This is a genomic window from Hahella sp. NS-SX17, assembly GCF_057367735.1.
This window is the reverse complement of record NZ_CM170632.1, coordinates 3,136,507-3,159,563: the sequence shown is the minus strand read 5'-3', so window position 1 is coordinate 3,159,563 and position 23,057 is coordinate 3,136,507. Positions and strand designations below refer to the sequence as shown.

16 protein-coding genes are annotated in these 23,057 nt (G+C 48.0%); 2 read left to right on the top strand and 14 right to left on the bottom strand.

Annotated elements, in window-relative coordinates; all coding sequences use genetic code 11:
• Positions 1-6: 6 nt before the first annotated feature.
• Genes AC2IBB_RS14220 through AC2IBB_RS14205 form a run of 4 tightly spaced genes read right to left on the bottom strand, consistent with a single transcriptional unit; the run spans position 7 to position 4,665 of the window.
• Positions 7-1,512 (bottom strand): lipopolysaccharide biosynthesis protein, encoded by a 1,506-nt coding sequence (locus AC2IBB_RS14220; protein WP_486333494.1) that lies wholly within the window; start codon positions 1,510-1,512, stop codon positions 7-9.
• On the bottom strand, positions 1,509-2,750 hold the full coding sequence (locus AC2IBB_RS14215) for a glycosyltransferase family 4 protein (protein WP_486333493.1): 1,242 nt from the start codon (positions 2,748-2,750) through the stop codon (positions 1,509-1,511). Before AC2IBB_RS14215 ends, AC2IBB_RS14220 begins: the two co-directional genes overlap by 4 nt.
• Positions 2,750-4,117 carry an O-antigen ligase family protein gene (locus AC2IBB_RS14210; RefSeq protein ID WP_486333492.1) on the bottom strand — a complete coding sequence of 456 codons (1,368 nt, stop codon included), beginning with the start codon at positions 4,115-4,117 and terminating at the stop codon, positions 2,750-2,752. The genes AC2IBB_RS14215 and AC2IBB_RS14210 overlap by 1 nt, the downstream gene beginning before the upstream one ends.
• Positions 4,117-4,665 carry an arsenate reductase/protein-tyrosine-phosphatase family protein gene (locus tag AC2IBB_RS14205; protein WP_486333491.1) on the bottom strand — a complete coding sequence of 183 codons (549 nt, stop codon included), beginning with the start codon at positions 4,663-4,665 and terminating at the stop codon, positions 4,117-4,119. The genes AC2IBB_RS14210 and AC2IBB_RS14205 overlap by 1 nt, the downstream gene beginning before the upstream one ends.
• 177 nt (positions 4,666-4,842) lie before the next feature.
• On the opposite strand from AC2IBB_RS14205, the gene AC2IBB_RS14200 reads away from it, so the two are divergent.
• Complete coding sequence (locus AC2IBB_RS14200; protein ID WP_486333490.1) at positions 4,843-6,027, top strand: carboxylate--amine ligase; 1,185 nt, start codon at positions 4,843-4,845, stop codon at positions 6,025-6,027.
• A gap of 68 nt (positions 6,028-6,095) precedes the next feature.
• On the opposite strand, the gene AC2IBB_RS14195 is transcribed toward AC2IBB_RS14200, so the two are convergent.
• The 9 genes from AC2IBB_RS14195 to AC2IBB_RS14155 form a co-directional block, all read right to left on the bottom strand.
• Positions 6,096-7,199, bottom strand: a complete 1,104-nt coding sequence (locus AC2IBB_RS14195) for a glycosyltransferase (RefSeq protein WP_486333489.1) — start codon at positions 7,197-7,199, stop codon at positions 6,096-6,098.
• A 31-nt stretch (positions 7,200-7,230) separates the two neighbouring features.
• Entirely contained in the window at positions 7,231-11,520 is a 4,290-nt protein-coding gene (locus AC2IBB_RS14190) for a non-ribosomal peptide synthetase (protein ID WP_486333488.1), read from the bottom strand.
• A gap of 52 nt (positions 11,521-11,572) precedes the next feature.
• The gene (locus tag AC2IBB_RS14185) at positions 11,573-12,946 is read right to left on the bottom strand and encodes a FemAB family XrtA/PEP-CTERM system-associated protein (protein ID WP_486333487.1); all 1,374 of its coding nucleotides are present in this window, start codon (positions 12,944-12,946) and stop codon (positions 11,573-11,575) included.
• Between the two features lie 8 nt (positions 12,947-12,954).
• Positions 12,955-13,821, bottom strand: coding sequence for an XrtA system polysaccharide deacetylase (locus AC2IBB_RS14180; protein ID WP_486333486.1), 867 nt, complete (start codon positions 13,819-13,821; stop codon positions 12,955-12,957).
• 8 nt (positions 13,822-13,829) lie between these two features.
• Positions 13,830-15,116, bottom strand: a complete 1,287-nt coding sequence (locus tag AC2IBB_RS14175) for a hypothetical protein (protein WP_486333485.1) — start codon at positions 15,114-15,116, stop codon at positions 13,830-13,832.
• A gap of 55 nt (positions 15,117-15,171) precedes the next feature.
• Positions 15,172-16,002 carry an XrtA-associated tyrosine autokinase gene (locus AC2IBB_RS14170; RefSeq protein WP_486333484.1) on the bottom strand — a complete coding sequence of 277 codons (831 nt, stop codon included), beginning with the start codon at positions 16,000-16,002 and terminating at the stop codon, positions 15,172-15,174.
• On the bottom strand, positions 15,999-17,513 hold the full coding sequence (locus AC2IBB_RS14165) for an XrtA system polysaccharide chain length determinant (RefSeq protein ID WP_486333483.1): 1,515 nt from the start codon (positions 17,511-17,513) through the stop codon (positions 15,999-16,001). Before AC2IBB_RS14165 ends, AC2IBB_RS14170 begins: the two co-directional genes overlap by 4 nt.
• A gap of 71 nt (positions 17,514-17,584) precedes the next feature.
• Positions 17,585-18,223, bottom strand: coding sequence for an XrtA/PEP-CTERM system exopolysaccharide export protein (locus tag AC2IBB_RS14160; protein WP_486333482.1), 639 nt, complete (start codon positions 18,221-18,223; stop codon positions 17,585-17,587).
• A gap of 136 nt (positions 18,224-18,359) precedes the next feature.
• Complete coding sequence (locus AC2IBB_RS14155) at positions 18,360-19,769, bottom strand: TIGR03013 family XrtA/PEP-CTERM system glycosyltransferase (protein WP_486333481.1); 1,410 nt, start codon at positions 19,767-19,769, stop codon at positions 18,360-18,362.
• A gap of 407 nt (positions 19,770-20,176) precedes the next feature.
• Between AC2IBB_RS14155 and tviB the strand changes: the two genes are divergently transcribed.
• Positions 20,177-21,454: a Vi polysaccharide biosynthesis UDP-N-acetylglucosamine C-6 dehydrogenase TviB gene (gene tviB / locus AC2IBB_RS14150; protein WP_486333480.1), complete on the top strand. Its 1,278-nt coding sequence runs from the start codon at positions 20,177-20,179 to the stop codon at positions 21,452-21,454.
• Positions 21,455-21,551: 97 nt separating this feature from the next.
• On the opposite strand, the gene prpD is transcribed toward tviB, so the two are convergent.
• Positions 21,552-23,036, bottom strand: coding sequence for a 2-methylcitrate dehydratase (prpD, locus tag AC2IBB_RS14145; RefSeq protein WP_486333479.1), 1,485 nt, complete (start codon positions 23,034-23,036; stop codon positions 21,552-21,554).
• Positions 23,037-23,057: the final 21 nt, after the last annotated feature.

Sequence of the window (23,057 nt, the reverse complement as noted above, 5' to 3'; positions counted from 1 at the left end):
AGTTAGCTACTTACCGCGCTTCTTGATGATAGACAAATAAAACATTTTCAAGTGCCCGTATGGAATTACCCCCAGCGCTACCGCCAGGACAGGATAAAGCAGGGACAAAGCGACTCTGATAGTGATTGCCCAACCGCCGACAGGGTCCATATCTGAGAATATCCAATACTCGGACAACAGATAGAAGGAAAGTGCAAGTAAAAGTGACACTATATGACTGCGCCATTTAAGCTGCATGTCAAAGTGCTTTTTTGCGAAGTGGTGGATTAACAAGAACCTGACCAAAAAGGCCAGCACTGTCACCCAAGCCGCACCGTACATGCCATAACTTGGAATCCACACCCAATAGCCCAACACGCAGAAAACCGCGGTAACTACAGAAATCCAGCCAAACCGCCCTGTCTTGCCTGCTGTAAAAAAACCCAGATTACAATAGTTAGTCCAAGCTAAAAGCACATAGGCTATCAAAACGATTGGAGCGATATTGGCGGCTCCCCAGTAGTTTTCATCAGACATAAACCGCAACACTACTGGCAACCACAAGGCGATTCCAAACGCCATATACACCAAAATGCCTGACACTACCCTGAAAACTGCGTCAAACAGGTAATGACTTTCCTGATCTTTATAGATGCGATACTTTTCGGCATCCCACATGTTCAGAAAAGGCGTCCACCCCAGGGCGAATAACATAAAGCCAAATTTGTACGCCAGGGAATAGATCCCGACAGAGTCCAAGTCTAAAAATGCACTAATGAAATAACGATCAGAGTATGTAATGAAGAACATACTCAATGCTGCGATAATAATAGGAAAACTGAACCCCAGCATACTCTTCGCTGTAGTCCATTTAAACTCAGGCTTCAGTTCGCCAACCACTCCAAGCGTTAAAGCCAACGCTGCTAATGAGAACGCCATTACTGAAGCATAGACGGCTCCATACACACCCATTTCAAGATATATAAGAAAATAGAGATTAAATGATATTTGAAGTGCAAGCCGTAACACGGAATAACCAAGGAATTTGAAGGCCTTTCCATTGGCTCTAAGGTATGCAAACGGGATTTCCATCACCGCTCCAAGCAGCATATTCAAAGAGTACAATTGCACCAGTGTTTTTAGATTCGATGATCCAAAAAGCAGTTCGCTGATAGGTGCTGAAAATGCTATTAGCGTAAATACCGCCAATAGATGCATACCACACGTCATTCCCAGCGCACTTCCAGTAACTTGATACTTCTCACTTTCGGAGTTCGCCAGTCCGTAATACCTCAAAAAGGCCTGCCCAATTCTTGCCCCAAAAAAAATACCGGCCAAATCAACCAGCATGCCAAGCAGTTCAATAATTCCATATTCTGAGGGCAGCAGATATTGAGTATAAATAGGCAGCAACAGAAAGCTGGCCAAAGAACGTATTATGGTGCCAAGGCCGTATATCGCCGTATTTGAGACCAATGTCTTGGTTTGCTTGATAGCCCCCGGGCTACCCGAGTTTGGTTGAGGAGCGCTCATAGTCCAGCCTTCCCGCCCCCGCCAACAATAGAAGAGTATTCTTCCGCAACTCTTGAAGCGTATAAATGCGGGTGGAATCGTTCGTAGACCTTGCGCCGTCCTTTTTCCGCAAAGCCTCTCCTTAGCTCAGGGTTATCGATAATTGTCATGATTCCCCTAGATAACTGATCGGCATCCGTCGGGTCTATTACATAGCCGTCTTCGCCATCGTCCACCAACTCAGGAGCAGCCCCCAGATTAGATGCAATAACAGGACAACCACTGGCCATCGCTTCGATAATCACCAAACCAAAAGGCTCTGGGTCAATCGACGCGTGAACAACTAAGTCAGAGATCGCGTAAAACGGCCGCACATCTTTCTGAAAACCTGCCCATATGACATTCTCTTCGATTCCAAGAGCTTCAATCCGGCGTTTTATCTTCTCATTGTATGTTTTACTGAATCCTTCCGAAGCGTCGCCAACAACCAATAGCTTTACTTGGGGACGGTGCTGCGCGACCCTTGCAATGGCTTCAATAAGCTCCAACTGCCCTTTCCAGGGAATGATTCGGCCAAAGATAGAGACAACAAAATCTTCATCTGATAATTCAAATTGCGATCTAATCTTTCCAGCTTCAGTCTCACCCAACTGCCAATCAATGGCGGCGGGATCAACAGGATTCTCAATAACTTTGAGCCTTTCGGGGGGATATTTGTTCTTGGTGGCGGATGCGGAAACAAACTTGGATATCGCCAAGAATAGTTTGACGCTTGGAGAAAAGAGCTTTTCAAGAAACGATAATGGACTTTCAACAACACCATGAATATGCCAAACACATGGTTTTCTGGCGAAGGCCGCAGCCATAAGCACATACACACTGTTATTTGCATGCACTATGTCGATATCATTCTCTCGAATAATTCTTACCAAGTTTCTCACATAGAAAAGATTTTTACATGTCGAATATACAGACAACGAATATATCAACAACTTACGAACCAATTTATTCTTTACGCTAGAAATCTTATGACTAACCCGAAAATAGTCAAGATAGTTAAATGTAGGAGAGCAGCTAACGACCTTAATCTCCCCCGCATCAACCCACTTTTCCGGGTTTTCTTTGATAGCAGTAACAATAACCGGATGAAAGTCATCAGGTAATGATTTGGCCAAACTTAGCAACACAACTAGCGCTCCGCCAAAAGACAGGCCTTGGTCCACCATTAAAACATTACACTTTTTCTTGGAGTCCCCCATCACAACGCCTCACCCGCCAGCTTGGACTCTCGCATTTTCAGCATCTGCTCCTTTTGAGTTCTTTTTATGGAGTTATGCATACATACAATCAAAGCCAAGTGTATCCATAAATATGGATAATACAGCACAGTGACAAAGCTGGCGCTGATCAAAAAACCGATCATAGCGAAGTCAAACCCAAACGATAAATAATAATATAGTTTGTTATCCAGCTTCTTCGCCAGCTTGCGCACTTTATAGTCCGTCACAAAGCTGGATAGTATCAGCAGCACAAGTACGGTTATACCTGCAAAGCCTAACTCTGTTCCGCACTGCACAAATATATTGTGGACCAACTTGCTTCCCTTCACCTCGGAAGAGAAGTGTCTTGGATGATATACCGTCCAGGCTTCATGCCCAACGCCAAGAACAGGGTACTTTTTCATGGTCTCCCAGCCTTGTTCCCAACGCTCGATACGGTGCAACGAAGTTCTGTCCTCTCCTGAGGTTTCAAACCTAGCTTTGAATTCATCAGGAACGGAAACAACAACAATCCACCCAACCAAACCTGCAACTATCGCTGTCTTAAAAAAGTGCTTGGTCTTAGCCAATGCAAGAACACCTACGCCAATAACAGCAACAAGGGCGCCCCTTGAAGATGAGGCGATAACAGTTCCAACAGCGGTAAACGGAAACAGACTGAAGAATATTTTCCAGTATTTGTTGATGTACAAACTAATACCCAAGAGAAAGGCTACAGAAAGAGGCGTAAATATAGCCATTTGGATACCGACTTCACCCGAGTTCTGAAACCAGCCTGGAGCCCCAGTGACGCCCCAGCTAGCGAATGCAAAGCCTCTATTCATCCATGAAATAAATCCATGCTGAGACATTTTAAAAGAATATATTAGGAACGAAAGAAAAAATATGTAGAATCGCTTTTCATTATTCACAATTGTTACAATCATGAAATAGAACAGGAACCAATCAAAAAAGGTCCATAAGCGGTTAAAAGAAGCCGCGCTGTATTCAGAGGCCGACGCAGAAGCAAGCACTACAATACCATATAGGATCATAAGCTTGTTTATACCATGCCCAGTATCAACCTTCTTTTTCTTTTCAACACAGTGAAAAAGGAAAGCCGACAGAATAAACAATGGCACCCAGGGCAACACATTAAGCCACAGATAAATCGACTGCGGTCTAACATACTCAAAGAACAAGTACCCGCAAATACAGATAAAGGCGAATCCCTCCGCCCTTATTGTGTGATAAATGAACTTAATGTCCATGGAGTACAGCCGCTCCATGTCACTTTGAGGCGGCGGCTCACTCGCTTTATTCCCTTGATTAGAAGCTGAATGATGGCCTAACTGAGGAAAATTCATTACAAGCTTTTCTGCAGTACTGAAAGTTTCGACTCAATCGTATCGAAGACTTTATTAAAAACCGAAATATCCTTGCCATACGGATCTGGTATCGTAGGTTTTTTATTTGAACCAATCATTCCCAGAATCAGGACGTGAGTCTCCGTGTCGTCCTTTCGATATTTGTTCAGCGCATGAGTCATATAAGGCTCCATAACAACAAACAAATCGCCTTTTCTTATACTCATATCTTGAATTCGCGTGCTGCTGTGCTCGCTCAGATCTACCCCTCTTTCCGCCGCTATTTCTCTGGCTCTGGGGTTAGCCGGAGTTCCGCCATCGGTTACCAGGCCACAGCTCACGATTTCAATAGCCGCGCCATTACCGCCAATAAGCTTATCCTTAAGAAAGGCTTCCGCATACACGCTACGGCATACATTTCCTTTGCAGACAAATATCACCCTTTTTGTAGAAAATCCCGAGGGAATATCTGTGTGTCTTTTATATAATCCCAGCACCGTAAAAAGATACTCTGACAACAACTTTAGTAACTTTTTTAGTTTACCCAAAATGATTCACCTTAACTTTGACGCCGGGCCGGACCAACTCCACGAGCGCGATTATAGAGACTGCGAGAAGTTATTCAAACCGCAGCAGACAACTTTTGACAGTTCAACACTTACCCAATTACTATCACCGGCATCTCAGCTACCGCCACTTACCTGCCACCAAGCGACCAACCAACCATGACCAATACTCGCGCCCTTATACTTGACGCCAACCAACGTTCCGCTCTCGCCGCCACTCGCTCTCTTGGAAGCAAGGGCATTTGGGTTATGACTGCAGACGAGACCTTTGACACGCTTGCCGGGGCCTCCCGGTACTCTAGCAAAAAGGGCGTCTACGCTTCCCCCTACGCCAAACCCTCCGTTTTCTTCGACGACATAATGAGAGTTATCTCTGAGCAACAGATCAACTTCCTTCTACCTGTCACGGAAGCCTCTACCTACGTCATTCTGGAAAACAGGGACAAGCTGCCAAAAGGCTTAATTCTGCCATTTTCCAAAGCCGAGTCGATAGAGCATTTGGCCAACAAGAACCGCTTGTTTCAGCTAGCGCAGTCATTGGGACTCCCCACCCCTCATACTCAATATATAGAAAGTATAGAGCAGGCGCAGAAAGCGTTGGCTGACATTACTGAGTACCCTATTGTTTTAAAGCCATTTAAATCCCGCATATTGACCAACGATGAGATTATCAGCACGACCGTTATCATCGCGCACTCTCGCTGCGAGGCTGAAGAGGCCCTTAAAAGGCGTTATTTCCGCGAATTTCCCTTCATGATCCAGTCCTACATTAAAGGTGAAGGCCAAGGCTTATTCGCCCTCTACTCCCATGGCAACCCTGTTTGTCACTTTTCCCATCGCAGACTCAGGGAAAAGCCACCTTCAGGGGGAGTCAGCGTACTATGCGAGTCCAAAGACGTAGACGCCCAAATGAAAGAAATTTCTGATACATTACTGCGCCATGCAGACTGGAACGGCGTAGCGATGGTAGAGTTCAAGGTGGCGGAAGACGGGACGCCCTATTTGATGGAGATCAACCCACGCTTCTGGGGATCTCTACAACTAGCTATCGATTCAGGGGTCGACTTTCCCTACCTCCTTCTGGCCTCTTTCAAAAATGGCGAAGTTAATCCAGTTGATACATTCGTTGTAGGGCGAAAAATGCGTTGGTTACTGGGCGATCTTGATCGTCTATATCTCGTCTTGAAATCGCCGGCGCAACAGTATCCATTGGCACAAAAACTACTTGAAATACTTCGCTTCCTGCTTCCCAATGGCAATACCAAGCACGAGATCAACAGGTTGTCAGACTTCCGGCCCTTTATATTTGAGTTGAAGAAGTACTTACGAGATTTGCGAAGCTAGCCCTTTAGCTTCGCTTAAAATCGCACTCGCATGTAAATGGCATGCTGATTTGAGCCGAAAGATCAGCCTTATACTTGCACAGTCAACTTATCGTATAGGCCTTCGTATTCGCTGACCATGCTGGAAAGGGAAAACCGCTCCCTGGCTGACTGTAATGCCGCCAGCCGAGTTCTCTCAGCATAATCGCCATCCTGGAGCTTCAATATAGCCGCTTTAACTGCTTCTGGGTCTTTGATCGGTACAAGCTGGCCTGTGACGCCATCTTCAACGATTTCCTCAGGACCGCCACTACGTGTCGCCACGACAGGCACACCGGCCATCATGGCTTCGACAGTTGCGATGGAAAACCCTTCACTAGTCGACGTCAAAAGAAAAATGTCCGCTTGCCCTAATAAGTCCTTCACATCAGAGCGAAAGCCCAAGAAATGCAGGTTAGGGACACCACCATGAGACTCAACTCGCCTTATCAAATCTTCATAAAGGCTCTTTTTCTGATGCCCAACAACAATAAAGTGATATTCGTGAGCCTCCTTCATTCTGGCGGCGGCCTCTACTAGATACTCATATCCTTTAGCAGGTCGTATATTGCCCACTGAGAGTACGATAATTGCGCCATTGGGTAACCCAAGTTCATGCTTTAACCCTCCTCCCTGGATCGAGAACTGCTCTGGGTCAACCCCATTGTAAATGAGCATGAGCTTGCTGCTCTCGAGATCCCCCCGCCGCTTCAACTCCTCTTCCAGCTTCCTTGAAACACAAACAATAGAGTCAGCTCCAAGACTTATTAACTTGAATTTCAAATTTAATAGCCTTTCCTGCTTCGCAACGTCCACCCCACCATGAAAGGTGGCGATCATTGGTGTACGCGTCAACATGGCGGCCAAGGAGCCATACACGTTGGACCCCATCAAATGAGCATGAATGACATCAATCTTCTTGGAACGGATAAATCGCACCAGCGCCCAGGCATAACCAAGGTTAAAGCTCCCCTTGGAGTCGATGAACACGGGCTCTATGCCCGATTCCCTGACTTGATCGGCAACCCAGCCTTCGCCACGCAAAATAACGTAATGGCGATACTTGTCTTTGGACAAATTCCGCAATAATTGAATAAATACAGTTTCCGCACCGCCAGGACCTGTGGTGTCGATTAAATGTAATACGTTCTTCATAAATTAGTTATAAACCAATACTTTCGACACACTACTCTTGCTCTCGAAGAAAACAGGCGAGCACCCTCTTCGCCTCCTCCGACTCAAGGAAGTGCGCGTGTTCGGCGTCAACCGTCTCCACTTCTACTCTACCGGTTAAATGCTTCTCCCACCCAAGCATAGGTAAGCTATATGCACCTGACTCCGCGGAAGGTAAACGCAGTAGCATCACACTCCCGCTGTATGTTCTCTCGACATGCCTCTCTACAGCGAGACGATTGGATCTGCGCACCTCGAATACACGCAATGTCTGGGGTATTCTAAAGCCGAAAAGCCGATAAAGCCTTACTTCAAAGAGGTTCTTATAATATTTGGCCCTGGCTGATACGCTTTGCATCACTTTCTGTAAGAGAGTGCGCTGATCCTCACTAAATCCTTCAGGTAAGTGCTTTGCGGCCGGTCCAATAGTATCCAGCAATATTACCCAATCCACTTTGAAACCTTTTACTAAAAGCTCGTTCGCCAGTTCTACAGCTATCGAGCCCCCCATTGACCCACCAAGAAGAGAAACTCGTCTTTTCTCAAGCATCTCATCTAGAAGCGAGGCATAGTAACGCGCCATTTCCAGTATTGAGTAGGAAGGCTGACTTTTTCCATCCAAGCCCGTGGCCTGTATACCGTAGACCGGACGATTCAGCCCTTCGAAATCCAACAGAGCCTTATATGCCAGAACGTTACCTCCAACAGGGTGAACACACACCAGTGGCGTTTTAGCACCGCCAGCAGATAGTTGCACGATATTGCGCCAACCCTCAGCTTCCATGGCCGAACGGTCTCCAGCATCAGCTTTGTGAGCAGAACTGTTATCACTAATACGCACCAGCTCCGCTGCTAGCGACCTTACTGTTGGCGCTTTGAAAAGCAGAGCTAGCGGCGCATTGACGCCATAGCGCCGGTGTAGCTGGTCAAACACTTGTAGCGCTTTAATAGAGTGCCCGCCCACCTCGAAAAAGTTTGCGTCGAAATCCAGCTCATTCAGGCCCAATACATTTTTCCAAATAGCCCCGAGTTTATTCAGAAGCTCTTCGTCTGCGCCGCCATCAATTTTCGTTTTATTACGCCGTGGAGCATTCCCGCCCGCTTCTTGACCGCTGATAAGGCAATCCATCGAAACATCCATGTTTAATGCAGAGCCGCCAATCTCCATACTTTCTATAAAGTTCCTTAGCGTAGCCATAAATGCAGAGAGCATTTTTCTGCTTGTATCCAAGTTGAATAAAGCGGAACTCGTCTGAAAGCGGAACGTGAAGTCGCTCCCATAGTAATCAACATAGAGAAAAATTTCTCCTTGCGTATAGCCAATATCGACCGGCGCCGGACTCAGCGCACCGCTATCCGCCACGCTCAACTTTCGCTGAGAGAAATCATTAAATGTGATATAAGCCTGCGCTAGAGTTGGCCTGGACGCATCACGAGCGGCCTGTATGCTGGAGACTATTTTTTCAAAAGAAACTTCTCCATGCAGCAAGGCCAGATTTAAAGCCTGCTCCGTACTTCTTAGCTGCTCTTGAACTCCACCAGCAGCTTCACTCAACCTGAGCGGAATTGTATTAAAGAACATTCCAATCGCATCATGCAGGCCTTTTTGTCCCTCTCGGCCGCTCGTTGCAGTACCTAAAATCAAATCATGTGAGCCAGTCGCTTTTCTCAACCAGGCTGAAAATGCGCTTATCAAGACAACAAATGGACGCGTTCTAAACCTGTTCGATACACTGATCAGCCTGGCAGAGAGATCTTGCCCCAGAACCTCTATCAGCTGCCTTCCTTTAAAGTCAAAAAAGTCAGGCCTTTCATAATCAGTCCTCAGATTTAAGAGAGGCAACGGCTTGTGTAACGTCTGCAGCCAATATTCGAGACTTTCCTCCAGATTTTGTGCGCGAGGAGTCACAACAACATCCTTAGCTCCGCCACTGCACTCCTGAGGACCAGTCAACATCACTACATCTTCATAATGCTGAAGCAAGCGATCCCAGACTTTTAATTGAGAGATACCATCCAGCAAAATATGATGCGTCACCATCTGCAAAGCAGACACGCGCCCTTCCATTTCATAGGCGACAAAACGAATCAATAGTTCAGAACCGAATTCAAACTCACGCTTGGCTTCTTGATGTAGAAGGGACTCCAAAGAGTCTGTGGAGCTTGCAATGTCTCTCACCTGCAGAGGGACTTCAACTGTCGGACAGAGGCGCCACGATAAGCTGGCCGTATTCAGCATCAGTCTCAATACCGGAAGTTCACGCAGCAACGCGGAGATAGCTCTCTCCAATCTACCGATATCCCATGGAGATTCTAAAATATAAGCCTCAGACTCATTAAATACACTACTGGAACCCGCCAACTGGCATATAAACCAAATCCTTCGCTGCCCGTCGCTTAGTTCTGCAGAGTCCTCCAGCGTTATGAGACTTAATTGGCGCTTCGCCCCTGAAGCAGCGGCCACAAGCTCGCACTGTTCGATAAAAAGCGGACATGCAATCAACTGATTAACGCCAACGGACTTACCAAATTCACGCTCAATTTCATTCGAAAGCCTGGCCGACGCCAAGGAGTGGCCGCCAAGCTCATTGAAGTGATCTCTTACACTTTGAGGAAATACGCCCAGCACTGTTTTCCAGACCCGAGCCAGCCGTTGTTCCATGTCAGAAGAAAATGCGTTATCAACAAGTGCAGAAGAGGCTATATCTTTCTCTACATCTTTCTTTAGCGCTTTTTTATCGATCTTTTTATTAGGCGTTTGCGGAAAACTCTCATATACCCGCCAAAGCCCAGGAACCATATAAAACGGCAAAGTTTGGCGCAGAAAATCCTCAACTTGACCTGATGGCAATGAAGCTCCAGAAAAACGCAGGCAGCCGACCAGGACGTTATCTCCCGCAGAATTCGCCACCGCAACCACAGCCGCATCCGCGACTCCCGACAAACGGGTCAGCACAGCCTCGATTTCTCCCAGCTCAATGCGAAACCCTCGAATTTTTACCTGATTATCAAGGCGGTCCACATAGCGCATTCGACCATCACCAACAACTTGCACCATGTCGCCAGTTCGATAATACGGCTGAGAAGAACCGGAAAAGCTAAGCGTTACAAAACGGTCTGCATTTAACTCTGGCCTTCTAAAGTATCCAGGAGAGAGGCAGCTCCCGCCTATTAGCAGTTCTCCTGCAGTCGAGCCAGAAATGGGGGTAAGCGACTCATCCACTACCACTAAATCAATATTGGCGTACGGGGCGCCTAAAGGTATGAACCCAGCGTCTATATCTTCCCGACCCACCTTGTGACTACATACCCACACTGTCGCTTCAGTAGGCCCATACATATTCCATACTTCACCGGCGTCCTGCAGAAGTCTGCCCGCCAAATCCACAGGAAAAGCCTCCCCTCCACACAATAATTTTTGCGCCTTACAAGGTCGCCACCCTAACTCCAGCATCAAACGCCATGTCGCCGGCGTCGCTTGAAGCACATTTATATCGTTCTTGGTGATGATATCGCTTAGTCTATCTGGGGATAATGCATCCGTTTTCTTGCAAACGTATACGACACCTCCAAGTATCAGCGGGAGAAATAACTCTAATACTGAAATATCAAAGGATATCGTGGTCAACCCAAGGAAGCGGTCGCCATCTCGCGTCCCAATAGCTTCATCGACGCCATATAAAAAGTTAATAACGGCGGACTGAGGAATAGGCACACCTTTGGGGCGACCTGTAGAGCCAGATGTAAAAATAATGTAAGCGACCTGATCAGCAGCGCACTCATGTGACCCATTCAACTCGATATAGGCGCTTCTAAGCTCATCAAGCGGCTTAGAGACCATCGCTCCACCGGGTTCGGTTAGGCTGTATTTATCCAAAAACACCAAGTGAGGAATATCTTGCAGGAGCTCAAAGGTTGACGGTTCGAATATAGCGGCCGAAGCGTCCGCATCCTCTAAAATTATCCGGATACGCTCAGCAGGAAAAGCAGGGTCGACAGGAACATACGCTGCGCCAATTATGCCTACGCCCAAAAGCAGCGCCGGTAGATGATGATCACGGTTGACACACACTGCGACGCGGTCGCCAAAGCCAACCCCTAACTCTTTGAGGCGCTCCGCAACCATAAGAGAGTGCTGGAGAAGAAGGTGATAGCTAAGCTCTCCATCCTCGGATTTTACCGCCACCCTTTCAGAAAATTGTACGGCTGAGTTAAGAAGAATATCAGGCAACCCCCAACCCTTCTCTCTTGCAATAGCAAAAAGTCCAGCTCGGTGATCTCGATGGTCGGGAGTATTGCTCATCGCCTCAACCCTGCAACTTGAAAAGGCCAGACTGCATATCGCACACTCTTAGCTAGGGCAAATATTTAACTACCATGGGGCCAACAAAATTAGTCAGCCACACAGGCAGTTTTGTCCATACGGCAATAAGCAGTTTGAACTTGGGGTTATCAGGATTTAATTTAGGAGCCTCTCCTCCCTCGGCAAGACAATAATCCCAATGCAGCCTGACAGGAGTCGCCCCCCACTGCTGTTTAAACTTATAGGTGCCGCTACCTTCGGTACAGCGCCCAAAATCAAACACCTGATACTTCTGGCCAATACTGAACTTAAGAATTTCCCAATACATCAACATGTTAATGCCAGAGCTGTTAGCTTCCTGCAGCGTAGAAGCCCAGGGAATTTCCATGCGACGGCCATGACCGATTACTATCGCGCATGCGACTACAGTCTTATTTAATCTGCCTATGACAACTCTAGCAGATTCTCCGTATGACCTAAGGAAACCCTGGAAAAAGTTTTTCCCATAAACAGGGGTGCCAAGATCCCTCATATTTCTTGAGAATACAGGGTAGAACTCATCCAGCAGCTCGGGGCCGCCGATAGTTACTTCCGCCCCTTCCTTTTGAGGTCTTTTAATCTGCGCTCTAACCTTTGGTTTAAAACTCGCCCACAAGTCATCTTCCTGCTCCGGCAATGCAAGCCAAAACGTTAACTTCTCAGTGCGCTGCGGCAGCCCCAATCCAGAAGATGTCAAATGCCTTAATTCGATATGGCTCGCGCCGACTTGCTCACGCCAGCGCACTGCATCCGCAAGAAGCATCCGGGCGGCATGTTCGCTATCGGCCAGAATACCTCCGTAGTTAAAGTAGGGAGCCGAGACAATGAAGTTCCCAAACAGGCGACTACTTAACTGCGTAAGCGGTAATACGCCTACGATTCTATCGGACTCATCGAGCGCACAGATAAACCGACATGGATGGCCATACACCTTCCCAATAAACGATTTCACCCAAAGCTTATGATACGGAGAAGCCTGCGGGTGCTGGTCAACGTATGTATCCCAGGATGCCTTCAAGCCAGGCTCAGCATCAACCTCAACGACACGAAACGCTTTTACAGGAAGGCTTAAAATCTGTGACGCAGAAGAAGCGTCCTCAATGAGTTTCTGAAACTGCGCAGCCTGTTTGGACTTATCCTGCTGATTGTCACGCGACTTTTCATTTAGTGATGACTCAGCTTGCTGGGGCTGCGCTTTCCTCAACGCTTTAAGATGGCCTGCCACTTCTTTAAACTCGGCCGATACAGCTCCCATTTCTGCGATAAGCCCGTCCGCATCAGCGCCTTTTTTTTTCGCTTCGCCAATCAGCCGCGACAACTCGCCTTTACGCGCCTTCAATTGCTCTTCCCGCAACTTCAGGCTGTCAATATGGTTCGCATCATTCATAACAGGAGTTAAACCGCAAACGGAGTAGGATCGATTGATTGAGCCTTGAGCACGTCTGAAACTGTTGTGAACGAGAAATCATCCAACAGCGCCTCTAGTCTGGAAAAGCATACATCCAGATTGTTGTAGTGTCGAAAAGTGGACAGCATGCTAGCTTTGACTCGAGGCTGCTTAGGATCAATCTCCCAAGGGTGCAGGTAAAAAATAAAACTACGCCCCAAACTATTGACCCGCCCTAACCCCCAGCGTGTCAACCAGTAGGGAAACAGTCGGAAATAACCCCCGCCGGCAATGGGTAACCTATATTTTCCGATTGGGCAAGTGGTTAAGGGGTACTCCACGATCTGCTTGCCATTTGGGGCCTGCAGTATGTAAGGATCTTCCGGTGTATTTGGCATTCCATATCGGTCATGCCTCACGGGAAATATACTTGAATCCCACTTGAACCCCAGATCACACAGAATATCCAAGGCCCACTTGGACTTAGCGGTTATCGAGTAGCTTGCCGCCCGGTAGCCGTCCACCGGCTGCTGAATAATATTCTCCAAAATATCCTTGGACTTGGCGGTTTCCTCTCTAAAAACATCTGGAGTCTGCGAGTAAACCAGTTGGTGACTGTAACCATGTGAGGCCACCTCATGGCCAGCCTTATGAATCTCCGTGACAATATGCGGATACCTTTCCGCCACCCAGCCCAACACAAAAAAAGTGCCTTTCACCCCTTTTTTATCAAACAGCTCAAGCAAGTCTCGAGTATTCTTTTCAACGCGACACTCACGACTCGCCCACTCATCAACGCCAATAGATTCCGCTAACGCTGCAACGTGGAAATAATCTTCTACATCTATGGTCAAGGCGTTCTGCAAGACAACCACCTATACAATTAAAAGTTGGGAACGTAATCCACGCCAATTCCGACGGTCAGCGCATCAAACTCAGCAGCTCCGCCGTCAGAGTCTTTTGACTCATATTCAACGTAGTAACGCGAACTGAAGTTTTTGTACCAGCGATGATTAAGCTGTATTGCGTGTTCGTATGTGTCCTGCTCGGCGTCGCTTCCTCCAAACTCTTTGTTTGTATATTCAGAAGACAATAACCAGTTCCACAGGGTATTCACCTTGTGAGACCAGCTCACAGCAACAGAATGCTCTTTATCTTCCAGCGAGGTTGCTTCATTTTTCTCGGCGGTGCTGGAACCTTTAAATTGAAACACATCTCTCGCATTAGGTTTGTAGTTTACCCCTGCGACATGCTCTTGCATTAATACGCTATCACTAGAGCCTATGGTAATCGGACGTTCAAATATCTGAAAAACCGTTTCGGAAGCGCTATCGGTTAGTTTGCGGTTATAAGAATAAGTCAAACCAACTGTGGCGCTGGCCTGGTAACTTAAATTCAATGAGCCAGTGACTTCATCCGACTTTCTGGTGACATTCGCTTGCTCACTCGTGAGCTTGGTCATTCCAACTCCCAAGCTGCCGAACAAGTCGTTATAGCGCTTACTGAAGCGAATCTCTGACTCCAAGGTTTCGAGATCCGTCTCATTGTCCAGCTCAGCCCACTCGCCGCTATTACTCCATGTAAAGGTAAGTTCATTTGCGAAACGGTGCACGTAATCGGCTGTAGCTGTATTTCTCTTACTATCCACAGCCGTGCCACTATCAAAGTCAATCTGCTTATATTGCGCGCCCAGCACCAAGTCATCCTCCGAAGACATCGCTAAGCGATAACTCGGCCCAGTCGTGAAAACGTTCTTCCTGACTCTGGTGTCTGGTGTATTAGGCGTACTGCTATTCAGCACGTCCTCGGTCAACTCATCTTTTATTAGCCACGACAGCACTGGAGAAAAATTATACTTCCCGTCGTACACCACTTCAGTGGTGACCTCATCGCCAAATGTATCTCCCCAGTAATGCTCAAAACCAAAATCCGCTGAAAGCGAACTCTCAAAGGCGCCCTTTGTTAGAGTTTGCCCCAGCTTCAAGCCAACCTTGCTAAGCCAATCATCTTCCTTGCTTTTGGTCTTTGTTACGTTATCAGAATATTCCTGAGTAGCGCTCAGTTGGACCTCTAAAGGCTCCGCCTGGACATTAAGCGCTGTACTGATTGCATTTATACCAACCAAGGCCAGCATAACCGGCCTTGCTTTATCTAACAGAAGGTGATCCATGAAGGGACAGGTCCTTATGGTGATTATGTAGAAAGACAGACTCTTTTAGCTGGTTTTAGCCATTTACCAAGACTCCCGCGCACTTCTGCGATGGAATCGATGACACGGCGGACACAATCTGACTTTCTGTAACCCTTCCATGAGGTACGACAACTAATGTCAAATCACACAGCTCGGAGATAATCCGCGCATCGGGCGACACTGCAATCGAAGGAGTATCCAGAATGATGAAGCGATCTGGATAACGCTTTCTCAATGAGTGCAAAAACTGCCTCATACGAAAAGATGTAAAAAACTCTCCCGACGACTCTCGTCTACTTCCCGCCGGAATAAGTCTTAACCTTTTAATGCCTGTAGGATAAATGACTGAGGCAATATCCATATCCGGATCTTCAATAAAGTCCGTAACCCCCAAATCAGGCATTAAATCCAAAATATTATGCAGGGACGGCTCCCGCAAATTGCAATCAATAACCAGCGCCGTTTTGCTACTATCCAGCGCAAATGCAGCAGCCAGGTTTATTGCGGCAAAAGAGGCGCCGCACCCCTCCGTTACCCCCGTGACAGCGAGGGTAAAGTTATTGCCTTTACTAATTTCCAGCAGCCGGGTGCGCAACTCCCGAAACTTATCAATAATGGTTCGGTCGGGAGACTCTGGATGAATAATTCGTTTCTGATTCAGGTCATCAACAGACAGAAGAGAGGGCTCCCTCATCTTCGCAATCTGCTTACTGATTACGTAGCGCTCTACGCTGCCAGATTTAACCTCCAATGAGCTAGGCACAAGCACCCTGTCAGCAGTTGAGCTTGACTGGGGATCTTTCGGTTTAGCCTGGCCTTTATCAATATCATAGATATTCTTGATATTTTCTTGCTTATCGGTCACAAGACAACTCCCGTATAACGCATCCACCCATACACTAAATAAACGCCAATACTTAATAAAGCCAAGAAAAGAATGACTTTAGTGCGGCGTCGGTCAATTCTCCGTTCCAATGGAGTGGAAATATAGGGAATCGTGGCCAACACAGGGATACCCGTATTTTCCTGCAAAATTGATCCAGTACGTACACGCGGATCTACCTGACAGAACGCGATAGCAATACCTAAAGGTGCGAGAAAACCTAGAAGCAGACCTGCCATAGCAAAGTGGCGGAACGTAAAACCGGAAGGCTTCAGCGGATATGCCGCTGGCTCGTGAATCTTGTAGCTGAGACCATGCCCTTCGACATCAAGACGCATAGACACTCGGGCTTTCTCACGGCGCTTCAGAAGGTCGTCGTAAATATTCTTGTTGACCTCATAATCCCTTGTAAGCTCGGCAATCTTCGCCTGATTTTCCTGAATACGCTGCATACGGACCCGTTCCTTCTCCAATAGAACCTCCAAAGACTTTTGCCTTGTGCGCAGCGTGTCAATATTAGCGAGCGCTTTTGACAGCTCGCTCTGTAGCTCTTGGTATATCGGATTAAAAGAAGACTCAGAGCGTGTAGATGAGCCTCCACTCGATACAGCTTCGGCACGCTGCTTTTCAAGCTCAACTATCTGTTGCTTCAGCGCAATAATATCGGGATAGCTATCTAGATAAATTAGCCGCAAAGAGTCCAATCTCTTATTTAACTCATCTATACGAGTCTGGTACGCATCGTCAGCGATTTCACGTTTCACTACTCGAGACTGCCCTGACAACTGAGACTGCAACGCATCTCTTTGTGCAATGGCTTCTTTCAACGCCAGCTCAGCCTCTTCGGTCTGACGCTCTAAAGCGGAAATTCTAGTACCCACTGACTCCACCGTACCATCCACATTCTCTTGCAGGAAGTTTTTCAACCGCTCTTCAGAAGCCTGCAACTGTGTTTGATACGCTTTTACTTGCTTATCAACAAACTCATACGCGTTACGACTCTCTTCACGCTTGCTGTTTTCAGTTTCTTCGATGAAGAGCTGAGTCACCTCACGAGTAACGTCAAAAACCCTCTGAGCCGTAGAGTCCTTGTATTCGATTTCTATAAAGTTGGGGGCGCCGGTCTTTTTGACCACTACGCTGTTACGCACTTTGGAAATAATGCCTTCTTTCGCAGCGTCCGACTTAACAGTCCCCCAAATTTCTTCCATTTCCGCGAGTCGAGCCAAAACCTTTCTCGACAACATGACCTCTTCTACGGAAGCAACATGATCCTTAACCTTAGTGGTCAAGGCCGACCCATCCATCAAAGGACGGATAATATTCTGGTCATCGACATAGATGACGCTTCGCGAAGTAAACTGCTGCGGCCAAAATGCGCCCACGACAAGCGTTCCGAAGCTAACAGCAAGAAAAACAAAGAACGACAGCCACTTCCGGGAGCGAATCTCCCTAAAGGCTTCTTTTGGTAGCTGATCTATTGGAACCGCCATATCATTGCACCAGCATAGTCATAAGAGAAAAGTTCAGTCTCAAACTCAATTTCGCCCCCAACCGTGTCTTATTACAAGACCTTTTCAGGAACAGTAATTATATCCCCAGGGTTCAACTCGTAGTTGGTGGTCACGTCGCCTTCCTGAAAGATTTCATTTAATTTTACAGGAATGATCACGCTCTTCCCTTGGTACTGTCTGTACAGCACGCTGCCATCTCCGCTTGCGAAGTCATTCAGACCGCCAGCCGTCAACACAACATCCATGACGGTCATCCCATGACGATAAGGAATGGAGATTGGCGACTTTACTGCGCCGGTCACACGCACGCGACTGGAAAACTCATAGCTCTGCATTCCTGTGACGACAACGCTGACCTGAGGTTCACGAATGTATACCGACAGCTTTTGCTTGATTTCTTCAGCCAACTGAGCTGGCGTTTTTCCGGACGCTACGATATCGCCAACCAGCGTCGTAGACAATTTGCCATCCGGCCTAATTGGCACGCTTCCAGACAGCTCTGGATTACGCCAAACGTTAACGTTAACAACATCGCCAGGCCCCAGAATATACGACTCCAGCATCTTAGGCCGATCTTTCAGAGCGGCGCTAACCAAAGCATTGTCGGAAGGCTTAACCGTGCTGCAGGCGCTAAACAGCATAGCCAGTAATGCCAGAACGCATATTTTCAAGGCGTTAATATTCATCATTAGTATCCCAAGTTAATCAGCAGTTGAATCCAATGCGGCTCTTCAGTAGCCAGGGTTTTCCGGATAGTTTTCCAACATTACGCCCTGCCAAATACTTCAAAACAATGATGCCAATGTTAAAAACCCGAGCGCCCGCTTACCGGGAGCCTTTCTTAAACAAAATAACCTCAACGGTCTGAATTAATACAATCAAATCAAGCAGTAGGCTCTGATTCTTAATGTAATATAAATCATACCGCAGCTTCTCCTTGGTGTCCTCCTCACTATCGGCGTAAGCGAAACAGAGCTGCGCCCAACCGGTAATACCGGGCTTCACTCTATGCCTCTCGTTATAGTAAGGAATCTTCTCCGAAAGTTTTTCCACAAACACAGGCCTTTCAGGACGCGGCCCGACCACGGCCATGTCGCCAAGCAATACATTAAAAATTTGCGGCAGCTCGTCGATACGCACTTTACGAATAAAACCGCCAATACGAGTCACACGGGTATCGTTTTTCTGCGCCCAGACAGCCCCGTGCTTTTCCGCGTCCACTCTCATACTACGAAACTTCATGACAGGGAACGGCCGTCCATTTAGGCCCACCCTCTCCTGTTTGTATAGCACTGGCGCCGACCAGCCTTCTTCCAGCTTAATGGCGAGCACCGTCAATAACATAATAGGCCAAGTCACGAGCAACAGGCTCAGACTGGATAAAATATCAAAGCCGCGCTTGGTGATGCTGCGGGTGGAGACCGCCCCGAAGCCGTCAGCGAAAATCATCCAGCTGGGCTGGATCAAGTCGAGAGCGACTTTACGCCCTTCGCGCTCTAGAAAGGTCGGCGCGTCTACGATATGCACGCCTTCCATTTTGCACTCCAACAAATCATCCAGCGGCAACTTCTTCCTGCGATCATCCAAAGCGATAACAATCTCATCGACTGGATGCTCCAGGATATATTCCTTAAGCGTCCCAGGCACCGCCACCACTTTTTGCTGAGGCACTTTGACTTCTTCATCCAGCCCAGGCACAAACCCCATCAACTCGACCCCACGGCGATCCAGCGGCTCTTTCAGATCCTCATACAGATTACTCGCGCGATTCCCCGCACCGAGCACCAGCACATTACGCTTGAAACTTTGCTCGTTAGCGAAAAACAGAAACAGGCTACGGGAGATACCCAGCATGAAAATAGCCAGAACAGAGGAAAGCGCCAGAACGCCCTTACCGAAATACCACAACCAGGATTCGGTGACGTAGAACAAAAACGACAAGCCCGCAGCGGACATGAGAATTGCAAATATCGTCCTCAGCATCATGCCCGACATGCCCTCTTGGGTTTTCGCGGGGTACACCCCCATGGCGATCATGATGATAAGATTCACCGCCCCAAAGGTCAGCGCCTCAGGAAAGGCGACCTGGTAGTTCTCCAGGAAAAAATTGATTTCACCGAAATAGCGGAAGAAAACGCCGCAGTAAAACACTGCGCCCAGGACCAACAGATCCGCAACGCCCATAATGATGTAGGGCAGATGTATGTAATGCCTGAATATACGTACGTGGGCCAAGCCTTTTCTCCTTACCAACACGGACTTGCAGCCTAGACTTGAGGGCCGCTCATGCTATCAGATTTTTATGGACAACTTAAGTTAAGCAAATACAAAAGAGTATTGTTAAACTAAATTCAAATATCTTGGCGCGTATTTTCCGATATACTTGCGCGGCGACGCGCTTTGGCTAAATTTCTCAAGAGTTCGCTTGATATTTCCGCAAAATTCGATATGCGCGGATTACTCCAAACGAAGTCTTGAATGATTTAGCCTTCAGCGCATGATCCAACACTGGATGCGCGGGCTGTTTCCTGAGTGTCCAAGGAATTGCCAAGGGCTTCCGAGGAGACCGTCTAACGACGGACGCTCATTATAGTTCGATTTTTTAAATAAAATACTACTACTATCTCGCTAAAGGGTTTCCAATGACAGATTTGAGGAGCGCAAAAATTGCAGTTGTGGGCCTGGGTTATGTTGGCCTGCCGCTAGCCGTAGAGTTCGGCAAGAAGTTCTCTACTGTAGGCTTTGACATTAACGCCGCCCGTATTGAGGAGCTGAAATCCGGTAAAGACAGCACATTGGAAGTGGAACCCGAACTGCTTGCTGAAGCCAATAAACTTTCCTACAGCAATAAACTTGAAGATATACAATCCTGTAATGTTTACATCGTCACCGTTCCAACGCCTATCGACGACTTCAAGACTCCCGATCTAAGCCCTTTACAATCAGCCAGCCGCACAATCGGAAAAGTACTGAAAAAAGATGACATCGTCATTTACGAATCCACCGTTTATCCTGGCGCAACAGAAGAAGTCTGCGTTCCAATACTTGAAGAAGTCTCTGGCCTGAAGTTCAACCAGGACTTTTTCGCCGGCTACAGCCCCGAACGCATCAACCCTGGGGATAAAGAGCATCGAGTCATCAACATCCTGAAGGTAACCTCCGGCTCAACGCCGGAGATCGCTCAGTATGTAGACGAACTCTATGCCTCCATCATTATCGCTGGCACCCACAAAGCAAGCAGCATCAAAGTGGCGGAAGCAGCCAAGGTCATCGAAAACACGCAGCGCGACGTCAATATCGCCCTGATCAATGAACTGTCACTGATTTTCGAAAAGCTTGGCATCGACACCTTAGAAGTATTGGAAGCCGCCGGCACCAAGTGGAATTTTCTTCCCTTCCGCCCCGGCCTGGTTGGCGGACACTGCATCGGCGTCGACCCCTACTACCTCACTTACAAAGCCCAGGCGGTCGGCCATCACCCAGAAATCATCTTATCCGGTCGACGCATTAACGACGGCATGGGCGAACACGTAGCGGAACGCGTCATTCGTATGATGACGCAACGCAAGTTGCATGTTGCTGAATCCAACATCCTCGTATTGGGATTAACGTTCAAGGAGAACTGCCCCGATATCCGCAACACTCGCGTGGTTGACGTTATCAGCGCCTTTGAGTCATACAACGCCAACGTCGATGTCTACGACCCCTGGGCCAGCCCTGCGGAAGCGGAGCACGAATATAGCATTCGCGTTATTCCAGAACTGAAAGCAAACCATTATGACGCCATTATTCTCACCGTGGCTCATAAGCAGTTTAAAGATATGGGAATAGAAAATATCCGTAAACTCGGCAAGGACAACCACGTCCTCTTCGACGTCAAGTATGTTCTCCCCAAAGACTCGGTGGATGGACGCCTGTAGGGCCAACCAGAAACTGAACAATAAAAAAGCGCGGATATCCGCGCTTTTTTATTTTTTACGCCGCCCAAATGAAAAAGAGAGCGTCAGATCACAAGCATCAGATAACGAACAGGTCCATAAACTCGTTAACGGGAGTCGTCTCCAGCTTCTTCTGATCTTTACACAGAGCAAATATATCCTCGCAGCGTTTACCGGGGAAACGCGTCGCCAGATTGGCGCGGAATTTTTTCTCCAGCAAAGGAATACCTTCCTCGCGACGACGACGATGCCCAATTGGGTACTCCACCTCAACCTTATCCGTAGATGTTCCGTCTTTAAAGAACACCTGCAGCGCATTGGCGATTGAACGCTTATCCGGCTCGTGATACTCCCGGCTATAGCGCTTATCCTCTACAATTTCCATTTTGTTGCGCAGCTCATCGATAATCGGGTTCGACGCATGGAAATCATCCTCATAATGCTCCGCCACCAGATTACCAAACGCCAAGGGCACTGCCGTCATGTATTGCAGACAGTGATCGCGGTCCGCCGCATTCGCCAGAGGGCCAACTTTGGAAATAATACGAATTGCGGATTCGTGGGTCGTAATGACGATTTTATCGATGTCCTGCAACCGGTCTTTAACCTGAGGATACAGTGTAACAGCCGCCTCCGCCGCTGTTTGAGAATGGAATTCCGCAGGGAAAGAGATCTTGAACAGTACGTTTTCCATCACGTATGAGCCGTAGTCTCTCTGGAACTTAAACACCCGCTCTTCGGGCGCTTTTACTTTTTGATCGGCTACGGTCTTGCTAAAGGACACGTCATAGAAGCCCCACTGCGGCGCCGTCAGAACGCCAGGGACGCCCATCTCTCCGCGCATACTGATATCGGCCAGGCGCACCGCCCGGGATGTCGCATCACCCGCCGCCCAGGACTTACGCGAACCAGCATTCGGCGCATGGCGATACGTTCGCAATGACGAGCCATCCACCCAGGCCTGCGAAACCGCCGCCATAATCTGCTCTCTATTTCCGCCTTTCAGCTTGGTCACCACAGCGGTGGAAGCAATGCGCACCAATAGCACATGGCACAGCCCCACACGGTTGAAGCTGTTCTCCAGGGCGATGACACCCTGGATTTCATGGGCCATGATCATGGCTTCCAAGACATCCCGCATTGTCAGGGGCTCTTTACCCGCTGCTACGCGCTTCTGAGACAAATAATCCGCCACCGCCAGAATTCCGCCCAGATTGTCGGACGGGTGCCCCCACTCCGCCGCCAGCCAAGTATCGTTGTAGTCCAACCAACGAATAATGCAGCCGATATCCCATGCCGCCTTAACAGGGTCCAAACGGAATTGCGTACCTGGAACGCGAGCGCCATTAGGCACTACGGTACCCTCTACAATCGGCCCCAAGTGCTTGGCGCACTCAGGGAATCTCAGCGCCAGCAGGCCGCATCCCAGGGTGTCCATCAAGCAGTTTCTTGCTGTATCCAACGCTTCCTGGGATTCGATTTTGAAGTTCAATACATAGTCGGCAATGTCCTGAATGACCTTGTCATAATCAGGACGATCATTCAGATCTACATTCGCACCCATTCTCTTTCTTCCTCAACTTGG